At 65.7% G+C, this 14,372-nt stretch carries 12 protein-coding genes; 9 read left to right on the top strand and 3 right to left on the bottom strand.

All coding sequences use genetic code 11. The features are described from left to right. The first annotated feature begins 20 nt into the window (after positions 1-20). The gene (locus HV744_RS00545) at positions 21-536 is read left to right on the top strand and encodes a DUF3455 domain-containing protein (protein WP_175147628.1); all 516 of its coding nucleotides are present in this window, start codon (positions 21-23) and stop codon (positions 534-536) included. Positions 537-677: 141 nt separating this feature from the next. Here HV744_RS00545 and HV744_RS00540 read toward each other — a convergent pair whose 3' ends face one another. Genes HV744_RS00540 through HV744_RS00530 form a run of 3 tightly spaced genes read right to left on the bottom strand, consistent with a single transcriptional unit; the run spans position 678 to position 3,957 of the window. Then, positions 678-2,099, bottom strand: a complete 1,422-nt coding sequence (locus HV744_RS00540) for a serine/threonine-protein kinase (protein ID WP_175147627.1) — start codon at positions 2,097-2,099, stop codon at positions 678-680. Beyond that, positions 2,096-3,016: a c-type heme family protein gene (locus HV744_RS00535; protein ID WP_175147626.1), complete on the bottom strand. Its 921-nt coding sequence runs from the start codon at positions 3,014-3,016 to the stop codon at positions 2,096-2,098. The genes HV744_RS00540 and HV744_RS00535 overlap by 4 nt, the downstream gene beginning before the upstream one ends. After that, entirely contained in the window at positions 3,013-3,957 is a 945-nt protein-coding gene (locus tag HV744_RS00530; RefSeq protein ID WP_175147625.1) for a hypothetical protein, read from the bottom strand. The genes HV744_RS00535 and HV744_RS00530 overlap by 4 nt, the downstream gene beginning before the upstream one ends. A gap of 380 nt (positions 3,958-4,337) precedes the next feature. Here HV744_RS00530 and tssB point away from each other — a divergent pair, with 380 nt between their 5' ends. From tssB to tssH, 8 genes are all read left to right on the top strand, one after another. Next, on the top strand, positions 4,338-4,859 hold the full coding sequence (gene tssB / locus HV744_RS00525) for a type VI secretion system contractile sheath small subunit (protein ID WP_175147624.1): 522 nt from the start codon (positions 4,338-4,340) through the stop codon (positions 4,857-4,859). Between the two features lie 8 nt (positions 4,860-4,867). Then, positions 4,868-6,370 carry a type VI secretion system contractile sheath large subunit gene (tssC, locus tag HV744_RS00520; protein WP_175147623.1) on the top strand — a complete coding sequence of 501 codons (1,503 nt, stop codon included), beginning with the start codon at positions 4,868-4,870 and terminating at the stop codon, positions 6,368-6,370. A gap of 121 nt (positions 6,371-6,491) precedes the next feature. Further along, complete coding sequence (locus HV744_RS00515; protein WP_246278882.1) at positions 6,492-6,983, top strand: Hcp family type VI secretion system effector; 492 nt, start codon at positions 6,492-6,494, stop codon at positions 6,981-6,983. A gap of 78 nt (positions 6,984-7,061) precedes the next feature. Then, positions 7,062-7,874, top strand: a complete 813-nt coding sequence (locus HV744_RS00510) for a type VI secretion system accessory protein TagJ (RefSeq protein ID WP_217469074.1) — start codon at positions 7,062-7,064, stop codon at positions 7,872-7,874. A gap of 13 nt (positions 7,875-7,887) precedes the next feature. Next, positions 7,888-8,391: a type VI secretion system baseplate subunit TssE gene (tssE, locus tag HV744_RS00505; RefSeq protein WP_175147621.1), complete on the top strand. Its 504-nt coding sequence runs from the start codon at positions 7,888-7,890 to the stop codon at positions 8,389-8,391. 5 nt (positions 8,392-8,396) lie between these two features. Next, positions 8,397-10,286, top strand: coding sequence for a type VI secretion system baseplate subunit TssF (gene tssF, locus HV744_RS00500; protein WP_175147620.1), 1,890 nt, complete (start codon positions 8,397-8,399; stop codon positions 10,284-10,286). Then, entirely contained in the window at positions 10,250-11,266 is a 1,017-nt protein-coding gene (gene tssG / locus HV744_RS00495) for a type VI secretion system baseplate subunit TssG (protein WP_175147619.1), read from the top strand. Before tssF ends, tssG begins: the two co-directional genes overlap by 37 nt. A gap of 98 nt (positions 11,267-11,364) precedes the next feature. Next, positions 11,365-14,223: a type VI secretion system ATPase TssH gene (tssH, locus tag HV744_RS00490; protein WP_175147618.1), complete on the top strand. Its 2,859-nt coding sequence runs from the start codon at positions 11,365-11,367 to the stop codon at positions 14,221-14,223. Positions 14,224-14,372: the final 149 nt, after the last annotated feature.

The raw sequence follows: 14,372 nt of genomic DNA, 5'->3' as shown, positions 1-14,372 counted from the left end.
GTTCATTCAAGGTGAGAGCCATGTTCAGAAATACTCTGCAAGCAGGCGTTGTGATCGCTGTCGCCGTGTCGACATTGAGCGCCTGTGCGATGACGCCTTCGGGTCCTTCGTCGTCTTCCATCGATCCGCCTCAGGCCGAACGCGTCATGACACTGGTTGCGTCGGGCGTACAGACCTATGCGTGCGAGTTCGATGCGCAGCATCGTCTGGGATGGGTGTTCAGGAGCCCTCAGGCGACGCTGTTCGACGCGGGTGGCCACGCTGTGGTGCGGCATGGGGCGGGGCCGTCGTGGGAAGCGGAAGACGGAAGCCGCATCGTGGGGCAAGCGATCGCGCAACTGCCGAGCGAGACGAAGGCGAGCGTGCCGCAACTGTTGCTCGAAACTCATGGCACGGCGGGAAGCGGTGTGTTGTCGGCTGTGCGGTATGTGCAGCGTGTGAACACGATGGGCGGCTTGATGCCGGCGGCGCCATGTTCGACCGCGCATGAGGTCGGCAGCTCTCCGTATCTTGCGGAATATGTGTTCTATAGATAGTGGACGTACTGCACAGCGCTTTGCGGCAAATTTGAGTCGCCTTGATGGAGTCGGTCGCACCGCGCGCGATCCCGGCACGCGGTCGCAGCGACAAGGAGACCCGATGCGGGATCTGTTACGCCGCAAACGCCGCGCCGCCTGTCAGGCAGCCGGATCGTCGAGCGTATTGAGAAACGCGTCCCTGTCCACGGAAGCGGGTAACGCAGCGACAAGCCGCGCATGGAAGGTCGCCGTATCGGCGCCGACAGCGGCGCGCTGAGCGACGATGCGGGCGATTGGGCCGATATGCGAGGCAAGCCGCCGCGCGGCTGATTCAATGTGCGCCGGATCAAGTGCCGGTACTGCCGTTCGCGCGGCGCTGGTCTCGCGCGCGACCCGTGTCGACTCGATCCCCGAAGCCGCCGCATGACGCTCGAGCAGCGTATTGAATTCGTGGCGCGCGGCGTCGTCGGGCAGATGGCGCGCGAGTTGGGCCGCGAGCATCCGCGAATCGGTGGCCTGCGCCGCGGCGCGCCGTACCAGGCGCGACGCGACCGGGCCGACATGGCTGACGAGCCGCTGCTCCAGTTGCGCAAGCAAGGCGGGCGACCAGTCGACCGGGAAGGAACCCGGGCTGGCGGCGGGCGACGGTGGCGCGAGCGCTTGACGGGGCACTGGCGCGACGACGACCGTCTGGTCGGGATCGAGCCGCGCCGTCAGCTTGTCGAGCAGCGCCAGTACTTCGCCGCGCCAGCTTTGCGCGGACGCGTAACGTTGGTCGGGCCGCTTCGCGAGCGCTCTTTGCACCATCGCGTCGAGTTCGACCGGCAGGTTCGCGGTCCGGCTCGACGGTGCGGCCGGCGTGTCGTTCAGCACCTGCTGCATCACCGCGGCCGACGAGCCGGTGAACGGACACTTGCCGGTCAGCATTTCGTAGAGCACGACGCCGGCGGAGAACAGATCGCTGCGTGCGTCGATCTCCACACCGGCATACTGCTCTGGCGACATGTAGCTAGGCGTGCCAATCATCATGCCGGGTTGGGTCAGGCGGCCGGTATCGAGCTGCGCGATGCCGAAATCGGTGATCTTGCACTCGCCGCGTGGCGCGATCAGCAGGTTCGCCGGCTTGATGTCGCGATGGATCACGCCGACCTCGTGCGCGTAAGCAAGCGCGTCGAGCAACTGCGCGAACCAGACGAGCACACTCGTCAGCGGCATCGTGGTGCCGTTGTCGGCGTGTTGCGCGAGCCGCGCGGCGAGTGTTTCGCCGGGCACGTATTCGAGTGCGATGAACGCGACGCCGTCGGCCTCGCCGTAGTCGAACACGCTGACGATATGCGGATGCAGCAGCCGTCCGGCCGCCCGCGCTTCGTTGATGAAGCGCGCCGGCAGTTCCGCTTCCGACGCGCCGCCGCCGTCATGCGCGTCGTGCAGCAGCTCGGTGCGGATCGTTTTCAGCGCGACCTGCCGCTGGATATGCGGATCGCTCGCGAGATAGACCGTGCCCATTGCCCCCCGGCCGAGCACGCGCTCGACCTGGTAGCGGCCGATCCGCCGAGGCGGCGGTTCCGTGCGCTGGATCATGCTTGCGATCCGCTTGGCACGGTGGCCCCGGCGCCGGTTTCGTCGAGAATCTCGAACGCGGTGACGAGGCTCGTGCGCATCCGCCCGAACGACACCGCGAGCGATGCGATCTCGTCGCTGCCGCGGGTCGGCAGCTCGACCTCGCCGAGCTTGCCGAGGCTCACTTCGTCGGCCGCACGCGACAGTGTCTGCAGGCGCCGGGTAACGAGGACATGCACCATCAGGTTCAGCACGACCAGCACGACGGCGAACACGACGGTCAGCGCCTCCATGAAGTTGCGCCACAGCGCGCGGCCGCGCGCGATCGATTCGGACATCGGCACCGACACGAACTCCGCGCCGATCACGTCGTTCATCTTCCAGCCGAAGCCGTTCGCCGGTCCGTACTTGTCGAGCATGGTGCGCGGCGCGGCCGACGGTGTGCTATGGCACTGCATGCAGGTCGAATCCGTGATGCTGGCCGGGCGCGCGAGGAACAGCAGGTGCTCGCCGCCGGGCGTGCGGCGCTGCCCGGTGATCTCCTTGAGCGCCGGCTGGTCGTGCAGATGTGAAATGACTTCGGTTTCCCAATCGGTCGGCCGGTCGCGCGGATTGGTCGGATTGAGCATTGTCGAACGGTACGAGAAGTTGGGGAACGCGCTTTGCAACGTGTTCAGCATCTCGATCGCGGAGAACGCCGGCACCGATTCCGGCACGAACGAATACTGGATCTGCGTTGCGAGCAGCGGCGTGATGTGCTGCGCGGTGTAGCTTTGCATCGCCTCGGCCGCGCTCATCAGCACGTTGGCGTCGTGGCGCGTCTCGTCCAGCGCCTGCTGCTGCAGTACCCGGTCGGCGACGACTCCGGCCGCAGTCAGTCCGATCGCGAAGATCGTGACGAACACGAGATTGAATTTGATGGCGAGTGACAGCTTCATGGGCGAGCGGATATCGATGGGTAAGCGGAAGGCACCGCGAGGATCGCGGCGCGCGGCGTCAGCCGCGGCTGTGGAAACACGAGCGGGCGCCAGTCGGGCAGCTCGCGAACGTGCTGCCTCACGTCGCGGCGGAATGCCGGATCCGACAGGCGCGCGCGGAAGCGCCCGGTGAAGCGGGTCGCCGGGTCGGTCCGTACGGCGAGCGCGCTGCCGAGCCAGTCCGACACGTCGTCGTAGGTCACTGGGCGCAGATCATGAGTCGGCAGGTTGCGCGGGTTCGCCGGCGACGGCAGCGTGCGCAAGGCATCGCGAAACGTGATCGGCATCGTTGCGACGAACTTCGAATCAGGGCTTGCGTAAATCGAGATCGCCTCATTCGTTTTCGCACGCAGGGCGAACTGATGCGCGTCGATCCGGACGTCGACCGGCTTGCTGCGCGACTTGCCGAGTGCGAGCAGCTGGGCCGAGCCGCTTTCGCAGTACACCGCGTCTGCGCTGTCGTAGCCGGGCGGCGCCGCGGCAATGACCAGCGCGGTGCGATCCGCCAGCGTGAAGCGCGTGCGTTCGGTATCGACGACGGGCGGCACGCAGTTCGCCACGCTACATGCGTTCAGCACCTTGACCCAGCCGCGCAGCAACGCGACATGCGCGTCGCGCATCAGCAGCACGCGCGTGTCGTGGCCGAACGCGACGATGTTGCCGCTCTCGTCCTGGATCTGTACGACGCCGCTGGACGGCGTCTGGACGATGTCGTCCTGCACGAGACGCTGGCCGGCCTCGGCCTGATACACGCTCGTCGCGTGAATCGTGGTGACCGGCGTGTCGGCACGCGCCAGCGTCCAGCCTGCATGCGCGTACGACGCGATCGCCAGCAGGACGAGCGGCACGAGCCGCAGCGGCGCTCTGAAGAGCGTTCGATCGGGTTTTACTGAACGTGTCATTGGGTGCGGTGCAGTGAATCCACTGTCGGCTAAGGCGGTAATACGGACTGAACAGCCAGCCCCGCGCGTTTATTCCTCTGCGCGCCGATCAATCCAATGCGCGATGCGCGATCCCCTGGCGGGCGAATTGCGATTCATCGATCCGAGCCATGGAATATTCGCGGCCTCCGGATTGTTCTGTTTTGCGCAGGCAATGCGGTGACGACCGGAAACCCGTGCAGGTCGATTGAGGAAACGTGGAATAGATCGCGGCGCTGCGCTGTTCTGTGAGCGTGAACGACGGTCGCGGAACGACACGAGTCCATTGCCGGCCGGCCGGTCTTGGTCGCGCGATTCCGTCGAATCCCTGAAAACCTTACGTACCCCAAAGGAACAAGCGTATGGCAACGAGGCAGAGCAGTCAGAAATTCATTGCGCGGAATCGGGCACCGCGCGTCCAGATCGAGTATGACGTGGAGCTGTACGGCGCGCAGAAGAAAGTGCAAATCCCGTTCGTGATGGGCGTGATGTCGGATCTGTCCGGCGCGAATGCCGGCGATCTGCCGCCGATCGAAGAGCGCAAGGCGCTGGAGATCGACGTCGACAACTTCGACAGCCGCATGCATTCGATGAAGCCGCGTGTGAACTTCAACGTCCCCAATACGCTGACAGGTCAAGGCAATCTCGAAGTGGACATTACGTTCGAGAGCATGGACGACTTTTCACCCGCGGCGGTCGCGCGCAACGTGGATTCGCTTGCCAGGCTGCTCGAGGCGCGCACGCAGCTTGCGAACCTGGGCACCTATCTCGACGGCAAGGCCGGTGCTGAAAAGCTGATCGCGCAGGCGATCAGGGATCCGGCGCTGCTGCAATCGCTGAGCGCGGCCCCGAAGCCCACCGACACCGAACCCGGACAGGAGTAACGGCGATCATGGAAAGCCAGAATCAATTCGAAGCGGCCGCGCAGGACGCGCACGCTGCACTCAGCGAGACCAGCGACTTTGCGGCGCTGCTCAGCAAGGAGTTCAGGCCGAAGAACGAGCGCGCGAAAGAGGAAGTCGAAGCGGCGGTGCGCACCCTCGCGGAGCAGGTATTGCAGGATTCGAACATCGTATCCGACGACGTGACGCAGACGATCAATGCGTACGTCGCGGAGATCGACCGCAAGCTCGGCGAGCAGTTGAACCGCATCATGCACCACGCCGAGTTTCAGAAGCTGGAAGGCGCATGGCGCGGCCTGCACCACCTCGTCACGAATTCGGAAACCGATCCAATGCTGAAGATCCGGGTGATGAACGTGTCGAAGAAGGAGCTCGGAAAAAACCTCAAACGCTTCAAGGGCGTTGCGTGGGACCAGAGCCCGGTGTTCAAGCGGATCTATGAAGAGGAATACGGCCAGCTCGGCGGCGAGCCGTACGGTTGCCTGATCGGCGACTACTACTTCAATCAGAGTCCTCAGGATGTCGAACTGTTGCGCGGCATTTCGCAGGTCGCCGCCGCCGCGCACGCGCCGTTCATCTCGGCCGCCGATTCGACGCTGCTCGGCATGGAGAACTGGAACGAGCTCGCGAATCCGCGCGATCTATCGATGATCTTCACGACGCCGGATTACGCCGGCTGGCGCTCGCTACGCGAGATGGACGACGCGCGCTATCTCGCGCTGACGATGCCGCGCACGCTCGCGCGCCTGCCTTACGGCGCGAAGACGGACCCCGTCGAGGAGTTCGACTTCGAGGAGGACACCGAAAGCGCGGATTCGTCGAAGTACACGTGGCAGAACGCGGCGTACGCGATGGCGGTGAACATCAACCGCTCGTTCAAGCTGTACGGCTGGTGCACGCGCATTCGAGGCGTGGAATCGGGCGGGGCGGTGGAGAACCTGCCGGTGCATACGTTTCCCAGCGACGACGGCGGCGTCGATATGAAGTGCCCGACCGAAATCGCGATCACCGACCGCCGCTCGGCCGAGCTGGACAAGATGGGCCTGATGCCGCTCGTCCACCGGAAAAACTCGGATCTGGCCGCGTTCATCGGCGCGCAGTCGGTCGCGAAGCCGGAGGAGTACGACAATCCGTCGGCGACGGCGAACTCGAACCTGTCGGCGCGCTTGCCGTATATGTTCGCGTGCTGCCGCTTCGCGCACTACCTGAAGTGCATTGTCCGCGACAAGATCGGCTCGTTCAGCACGCGCGAGCAGATGGAGAACTGGCTCTCCAACTGGGTGATGAATTACGTCGACGGCGATCCGGTGAACTCCAGCGAGGAAACCAAGGCGCGCAAGCCGCTGGCCGCCGCGCAGGTGGTCGTCGAGGAAGTCGAGGACAACCCTGGCTATTACACCTCGAAGTTCTTCCTGAAACCGCATTACCAGCTCGAAGGCCTGACCGTGTCGCTGCGTCTCGTGTCGCGTCTGCCTGCCGCGCGCGCCGCGTGAGCATCCGGCGGTACGCCGCGCGCAAGAACCCTATCCGGAGCGCAGACGCTCCGGTCCCATCGTTCGTCGGACCGGCGAGCACACTCATTAGCAATCAGCAGAGGTAATTATGGCATTCGACATGCATCTGAAATTCGGCACTGGTTCGGTCACGATCCAGGGTGCGTCCAACCATTCGAAGCACAAGAACGAGGTTCCGATCATCGCGTGGTCGTGGAGCGTCAGCAACACCGGCAACCTGCACACAGGCGCGGGCTACGCATCGGGCGGCAAGGCGAACATCCATGACATCACCATCACGAAGTACATCGACAGCTGCTCGAACGCAATCCTGAACGCGTGCTGCACGGGCGCGCGCGTCGAAACCGCGTACCTGTACGTGACCAACGCGACCGGTCAGCAGACCGACTTCGTGACGATCGAGCTCAGCGAAGGCGTGCTGATCACGTCGGTGTCGACCGGCGGCAGCGGTGGCGACGAGCGCCTGACCGAAAACATCACGCTGCACTTCGGCAAGTTCAAGTATTCGTTCCAGCCGCAGGACGACGAAGGCAAGGCAAATGGCGGCACGAAGGACTTCACCTTCGACATCCAGCAGGTTGCGAAGCAGTAAGCACGCACGCGTGCGAGCCGGCTTCCGGCACGCACCGGGCCCGTCACCTGCCTTCATTCGTTAAATGGACTATCTACCGTGAGCATTTCTCCAGGCGTCGCCAATCCAGAAACGCTGCTCGTGAACGGGCAACTGGACGAGGCATTGCGCGTACTGTCCGCCGAGGTCAGAAGCCGGCCCGCCGATGCGGTGCTGCGTGTGTTCCTGTTCCAGCTGCTCGCGCTGCTGGGCGACTGGGAGCGCGCCGCGAATCAGCTGAAAGTGGCCGGCGAACTGGACGAGCAGAACGCGCTGATGGTGACCGCCTACGGCTGCGCGTTGCGTGGCGAACGCGAGCGCGAAGCGGTGATGACGGGCAGCGCGAGCCCGAACTTGATCGGCGAGCCGGCCCGGTGGCATGCGTCGCTGGCGCAGTCGCTGCAAGCGCTGTGCGCCGGCCGCGTCGCGCAGGCCCTCGAATTGCGCGCGAACGCGTTCGATGCGGCCGGGACGGTTGCCGGCACCATCGACGGCGAGCCGTTCGCATGGCTCGCGGATGCCGATCCGCGTTTCGGCCCGTGCCTCGAACTGATCCTGAAGACCGGCTACGCGTGGGTTCCGTTCGCGCAGATCCGAGCGCTGACGTTCGAGGCGCCGGCCGATCTGCGCGACAAGATCTGGGCGCCGGCGCAGATCACCTGGCAGAGCGGCGCTCAGGCGGTCGGCTTCGTGCCATGCCGTTATCCGGGCAGTGAACGCTCCGGCGTCGCCGGGCTCGCGCTCGCGGCACGTACCGAGTGGATCGCGCAGGGCGACGACTGCTTCGCCGGCCGCGGCCAGCGCATGTTCGTCACCGACACCGCCGAGTATTCGCTGCTCGACGTGCGCTCGGTGACGTTCGGCACGCGCTGAGGAGAATGCACGGATGGCGGAACTGACACCGCAGGAACGCCTGCAGCCTTCGCTGCTCGACCGGCTGACCGATCTGGCGCCGGCCGAGCCTGATGAGAGCCGCGAACAGCGGGTGATCACCGCGGCGCGCCTGCGCGAGTGCGTGACCCGCGACATTGCCGCGTTGCTGAACTGCACCCGTCAATGGAACGGCGACGAGCTCGACGGGCTCGATCAGGTTGGCAACTCCGTGCTCAATTTCGGTATTCCCGATCTGGCCGGCGCCGCATTGTCGGGCATTGATGCCGCCATGCTGCAGAACCGCATCCGCGTCGCGCTGCTCGACTTCGAGCCGCGGCTGATCGGCGAAACCGTGCAGGTGAGTGTGAGCATTGACGACGCGCGGATGGACGGCCGCTCGCTCAGTTTCCGCATCGAGGCTCAGATGTGGGCGCAGCCGATGCCGCTCGGCCTCTACCTGCGAACCGATGTCGATCTCGAAACGGGCGAATTCCGCGTGTCGCAATACTTCGGCTGACCATCATGGATCCACGACTTCTTCACTATTACAACCGCGAGCTGCAGCACGTCCGTGAGATGGGCGCGGAATTCGCAAGCGAGTACCCGAAGATCGCCGGCCGGCTCGGCATGGCAGGCTTCGAGTGCGCGGATCCTTATGTCGAGCGGCTGATCGAGGGTTTCGCGTTTCTCGCCGCACGCGTGCAGTTGAAACTCGACGCGCAATATCCGGTGTTCACCCAGCACCTGCTGGAGATGATTTACCCGCACTACCTGTCGCCGATTCCGTCGATGGCGGTGGTGCAGATGCATCCGGACGCGTCCGAGGATCTGCCGCCCGCCGGCCATGCGGTCGCACCGCATACGGTGCTGCGCAGCGTGACCGGCTTCGGCGAGCGCACCGCGTGCGAATACCGGAGCGCGCACGAGGTGACCCTGTGGCCGCTCGAACTCGCCGACGCACGCTACTTCGACACGCCGGCCGCGCTCGCCGCGGCGGGACTCGTGCCGCCGTCCGGCGGGCAGGTTCGCGCGGGCCTGCGCCTGCGGTTCCGGACGCTGTCCGGCGTGCAGGCGAAGATGCTCGCGCTCGACCGCCTGCCGGTCCATCTCGCCGGCGCTGACCAACTGCCCGGCCTGATCTACGAACAGCTGCTCGCGAATGGCGTCGGCTACACGGTGCGCGCCGCGGCGGCGCAAGAAGGCGAATTCGTCAGCCAATCTCATGACGCGGCGGCTTTGCGCGCGATCGGCTTCGACGAGCAGGAGGCGATGCTGCCGTACGCCGACCGCTCATTCAGCGGCTACCGTTTGCTGCAGGAATATTTCGCGTGTCCCGAGCGCTTCCGTTTCGTCGAATTCACCGGGCTGCGCTCGCTGCTCGCGCGCGCCCAGGGCAACGAGTTCGAGATCGTCGTGTGGCTCGAGCGCAGCGTCGCGCGCCTGCACAACGCGATCGACGCGGGCAATTTCCGGCTGTTCTGCACGCCGGTGATCAACCTGTTCGAACGCCGCGCGGACCGGATTCATCTGCAACAGGGCAGGACCGAGTATCACATTCTCGGCGACCGCACGCGTCCGATGGATTTCGAGGTGCACAGCGTGCTCGACGTGCAGGGTTACGGTGATCGTCAGGAACCCGAACAAAGCTTCATGCCATTCTACGGCGGCACGTCGCGCACCTGGCATGACACGCAGGCGGCGTTCTACACGCTGCGCCGAGAACCACGTCTGTTGTCGAGCCGCCAGAAGCAGAACGGCGCGCGGTCGAGCTATGTCGGCAGCGAGACGTTCATCGCGCTGGTCGACGCGAATGACGCGCCGTACTCGACCACGCTGCGCCAACTCGGCCTGCGGCTGCTATGCACGAACCGTGATCTGCCGTTGCATATGCCGGTCGGCAAGTCATACACCGATTTCACGCTGGACACCGACGCGCCGGTCGCATCGATTCGCTGCGTGGCCGGGCCGACCCGGCCACGTGCGCCGACCGCCACCGGCGAAACCGCGTGGCGGCTGATCAGCCACCTGCAACTGAACTATCTGTCGCTGCCCGACGAGGACGGCGAGCACGGCGCGGCGGCATTGCGCGAGATGCTCGGCCTGTATCACGACGAGTTCGACGCGGCCACGCGACGGCAGATCGAGGGCATCAAGCAGGTCATCGCGAAACCGGCGACGCGCCGGGTGCCCGTGCCCGGGCCGATCACCTACGGCCGCGGGCTCGAGATCACGCTGACCTGTGCCGACGCGGCGTTCGAGGGCGGCAGCGCGTTTCTCCTCGGGTCGGTCTTGCAGCATTTCTTCGCGCGTTACGTTTCGCTGAATTCGTTCACGGAGACGGTATTGCGCACGTTCGAACGTAACGAGGTAGCCCGATGGCCCGCCACGCCCGGCAAGCGTCCGATCCTGTAGCGCTAGAGACGGCGCTGCGCGACCGGCCTTTCGACTTCGAGTTCTTCGAGGCGATGCGCCGGCTCGAATGCGCGTATCCGGATCGTCCGCGGCTCGGTCATTCGACGAAGCCGGCCGAGGATCCCGTGCGGCTCGCGCATGCGGCGGCGCTCGAATTCCCGCCGCGCAGCATCGAGCGCTTCGAGCCGGGGACGGCCGGCGCGCCCGGCCGGCTGCACGGACTGTTTCTCGGGCTGTTCGGGCCGAACGGGCCGCTCCCGCTGCATCTGACCGAGCATGCGGTCGATCGTCAGCGGAACGCGAAGGACCCGACGCTCGTGGCGTTTGCCGACATCTTTCATCACCGGATGTTGAGCCTGTTCTACCGCGCGTGGGCGGACGCACAGCCGACCGTGCAGCTCGACCGCCCGGAGCAGGACCGTTTCCGCACGTATCTCGGGGCGCTGATCGGCATCGCGACGCCGCAGCTCGAGGGGTGCGACGCACTGCCGGACCAGTACAAGCGCTTCTTCGCCGGGCGGCTCGTGCCGCAGGCGCGCAACGCCGAGGGGCTGAAGGGCTTTCTCGAACATTACTTCGGCGTGCCGGTGGGCGTACTCGAGTTCGTGGTCGGCTGGATGCAGCTGCCACGCGATGCGCATCTGCGGATGGGCACCGGCATGGCGTCAATCGGGCGCAACGCGACGATGGGCGCGCAGGTGCGCGGCGCACAGCAGCACTTCCGGCTGCGCATCGGGCCGCTGAGCCTGAACGACTTCAACCGCTTTCTGCCTGGTGGCGACGCGCTCGGGCAACTGGTGGCCGCGGTGAAGCTTTACGTCGGCGGCGAGAAAGGTTGGGACGTGCAGCTCGTGCTCAAGAAGGACGACGTACCGACGACACACCTGGGCCAGTCGGGACGCATGGGCCTCAGTACCTGGATGGGCCACTATCCGAAGCCCGTCGATGCCGACCAGGTCGTGCTGAGTCCGGTCGAATGAAGCTCGTCGGATGAAACGCATCGCACCCCTGCCGTGGCTTTTTCAAGTTGAACCGGTGGCCGCCGAGCGGCCGCCTCACTCTCTACAGGATTGACATCATGGCCGAGATCAGTCGCGGCGCCCTGTTCGGCAAGCTCAACGCGGTTGCCTACCGGGGTATCGAAAGCGCCACCGTGTTTTGCAAGCTGCGCGGCAACCCGTACGTCGAACTGGCGCACTGGGTTCATCAGATCCTGCAACTGCAGGACTCCGATTTGCACCGGATCGTCAGGCACTTCGCCCTGAACCCGTCGAATCTCGCGCGCGACATGACCGCGGCGCTCGAACGGCTGCCGCGCGGCAGCACGACGATCTCCGATCTGTCCGCCGAGGTCGAGGAAGCCGTCGAGCGCGGCTGGGTGTTCGCCACGCTGATGTTCGGCGAGGCGCAGGTGCGCACCGGCTATCTGCTCGTCGGGCTGCTGCGCACGCGTCATTTACGTCATGCGCTGCACGCGCTGTCGGCCGAGTTCGCGAAGCTGAAGCCGGAGGCGCTCGCGGACGGGTTCGCCGGGATCGTCGCCGGATCGCCGGAAGACCAGTTGCAGGCAACTGACGGCTTTCGTGTCGATGCCGCCGCCGCGCCCGGTGAAAGCAGCGGCGCGATCGCGCCCGCGCAGATGGGCCGGCGGCAGGCGCTGCAGCAGTTCACCGTCGATCTGACCGCGCAGGCGCGCGATGGCAGGCTCGATCCGATCGTCGGCCGCGACGGCGAGATTCGCCAGCTCGTCGATATCCTGATGCGCCGGCGGCAGAACAACCCGATGCTGGTCGGCGAGGCGGGCGTCGGCAAGACGGCCGTGGTCGAGGGCTTCGCGCTGCGGATCGCGCGTGGCGACGTCCCGCCGGCGCTGAAGGACGTGCAGGTGCGCACGCTCGACGTCGGGCTCCTGCAGGCCGGCGCGAGCATGAAGGGCGAATTCGAGAACCGTCTGCGCCAGGTGATCGACGAGGTGCAGGCGTCGCCGCAGCCGATCATCCTGTTCATCGACGAGGCGCACACGCTGGTCGGCGCCGGCGGCGCGGCCGGCACCGGCGATGCGGCGAACCTGCTGAAGCCGGCGCTCGCGCGCGGCAACCTGCGCACGATCGGCGCGACCACCTGGGCCGAATACCGCAAGCACATCGAAAAAGATCCGGCGCTGACCCGGCGATTCCAGACCGTGCCGGTCGACGAGCCGAGCGAGGAGAAGGGCATCCTGATGATGCGCGGCGTCGCGAGCGTGATGGAGCAGCACCATCGCGTGCAGATTCTCGACGAAGCGCTCGAAGCGGCGGTGAAGCTGTCGCATCGCTATATCCCTGCGCGCCAGTTGCCGGACAAGGCGGTCAGCCTGCTCGACACGGCCTGCGCGCGCGTCGCGATCAGCCAGCACGCGGTGCCGGCGGAGATCGACGACACGCTGAAGCGGATCGAGGCGCTGGAGACCGAACAGAGGATCATCGCGCGCGAGAAGCGCGTCGGTATCGACGTGGCGGCGCGCGAAGCCCTGGTCGTCGCGTCGCTCGATACGCAGCGCGTGCGCCTGTCGCAACGCGAGGCTGCGTGGGCAACAGAAAAGACGCTGGTCGAGCAGATTCTCGCGCTGCGTGCGCAACTGCGTGCCGATACCGCGCCGGTCGAAGGAACAGGCAGCGAACTCGAACAGGCGGCGCGGGCCGAGGCTGAACAGAAGACGCAGGAGACCCAGGTGGAACGCGCCGCTGAGGCCAGCGATGACAGCACGGCGTCGCCGGCAACCCTCGCGCTCGACGACGACGCACGGACCGAGGTGCTCGCCGACCTGAAGCGTCTTCAGGCGCAGCTGGCCGAATTGCAGGGCGAGAACCCGCTGATTCTGCCGAACGTCGATTACCAGACAGTCGCGTCGGTCGTCGCCGACTGGACCGGCATTCCGGTCGGGCGGATGGTTCGCAGCGAACTGCAAACCGTGATGAATCTCGCGAGCCTGATGTGCGAGCGCGTGATCGGCCAGGACCACGCGATGGAGGCGATCGCGAAGCGGATCCAGACGTCGCGCGCGGGCCTCGACAATCCGGATCGCCCGATCGGCGTATTCATGCTCGCGGGCACGTCCGGCGTCGGCAAGACCGAGACCGCGCTCGCGCTGGCCGAGGCGCTGTACGGCGGCGAGCACAACCTGATCACCATCAACATGAGCGAGTTTCAGGAGGCGCATACGGTATCGACGCTGAAGGGCGCGCCGCCGGGCTACGTCGGCTACGGCGAAGGCGGCGTCCTGACCGAAGCGGTCCGTCGCAAGCCGTATTCGGTCGTGCTGCTCGATGAAGTCGAGAAGGCGCATCCCGACGTGCACGAGATGTTTTTCCAGGTGTTCGACAAGGGGGCGATGGAGGACGGCGAGGGCCGCTCGATCAACTTCCGGAACACGCTGATCCTGCTGACCACGAACGTCGGCACCGAGCTGATCGCGGGGCTGTGCAAGGACCCGGACCTGATGCCCGACGCGGACGGGCTCGCCAAGGCGCTACGCGAGCCGCTGCTGAAAGTATTCCCGCCCGCGCTGCTCGGCCGCCTCGTGGCGATTCCGTACTTCCCGCTCAGCGGCGCGATGCTCGCGCGGATCGTCACACTGCAACTGAATCGGATCAGGCGGCGTGTCGAGGAACGCTATCGCGTGCCGTTCGGCTACGACGACGCGGTCGTGCGTCTGGTTGTCGGCCGCTGTACCGAGAGCGAATCGGGTGGCCGGATGATCGACGCGATTCTGACCAACACGATGCTGCCGTCGATCAGCCGCGAGTTTCTCGCGCGCATGATCGGCGGCGGCGCGGTCAAGCGGGTTCGCGTGAGCGTCGAGGACGGCGATTTTGCGTATCGCTTCGACGAGTGTGCGCCGGTTACCACTGCGATGCCCGGCGTTGCCGCCTGGCGTGACGGGAGCGCCGTGCGCTGAGTCGGTCCAAAGAAAGTGACCTGTATAGGAGTTCGAAACGTGAAAGCCATTCCAAAGGCAATTCTTATTATCTGGATCGGCGGCGGCATCCCGCAACGAAACCGCGATTGTTGACTACCCGTCTCATCTGGACAGCGACCGCCGCATTC

Origin of the sequence: Paraburkholderia ultramafica (genome assembly GCF_902859915.1) — a bacterium.
In the GTDB taxonomy this organism is placed as follows: domain Bacteria; phylum Pseudomonadota; class Gammaproteobacteria; order Burkholderiales; family Burkholderiaceae; genus Paraburkholderia; species Paraburkholderia ultramafica.
This window is presented reverse-complemented; position numbering and strand designations above follow the sequence as displayed.

What these genes read in the sequence shown, in the direction of transcription:
- HV744_RS00530 (WP_175147625.1), bottom strand. Translation starts at nt 3,957, where the DNA reads ATGACACGTTCAGTAAAACCCGATCGAACGCTCTTCAGAGCGCCGCTG.
- tssC (WP_175147623.1), top strand. Translation starts at nt 4,868, where the DNA reads ATGGAAAGCCAGAATCAATTCGAAGCGGCCGCGCAGGACGCGCACGCT.
- tssF (WP_175147620.1), top strand. Translation starts at nt 8,397, where the DNA reads ATGGATCCACGACTTCTTCACTATTACAACCGCGAGCTGCAGCACGTC.
- tssB (WP_175147624.1), top strand. Translation starts at nt 4,338, where the DNA reads ATGGCAACGAGGCAGAGCAGTCAGAAATTCATTGCGCGGAATCGGGCA.
- HV744_RS00545 (WP_175147628.1), top strand. Translation starts at nt 21, where the DNA reads ATGTTCAGAAATACTCTGCAAGCAGGCGTTGTGATCGCTGTCGCCGTG.
- HV744_RS00535 (WP_175147626.1), bottom strand. Translation starts at nt 3,016, where the DNA reads ATGAAGCTGTCACTCGCCATCAAATTCAATCTCGTGTTCGTCACGATC.
- HV744_RS00515 (WP_246278882.1), top strand. Translation starts at nt 6,492, where the DNA reads ATGCATCTGAAATTCGGCACTGGTTCGGTCACGATCCAGGGTGCGTCC.
- tssH (WP_175147618.1), top strand. Translation starts at nt 11,365, where the DNA reads ATGGCCGAGATCAGTCGCGGCGCCCTGTTCGGCAAGCTCAACGCGGTT.
- HV744_RS00540 (WP_175147627.1), bottom strand. Translation starts at nt 2,099, where the DNA reads ATGATCCAGCGCACGGAACCGCCGCCTCGGCGGATCGGCCGCTACCAG.
- tssG (WP_175147619.1), top strand. Translation starts at nt 10,250, where the DNA reads ATGGCCCGCCACGCCCGGCAAGCGTCCGATCCTGTAGCGCTAGAGACG.
- tssE (WP_175147621.1), top strand. Translation starts at nt 7,888, where the DNA reads ATGGCGGAACTGACACCGCAGGAACGCCTGCAGCCTTCGCTGCTCGAC.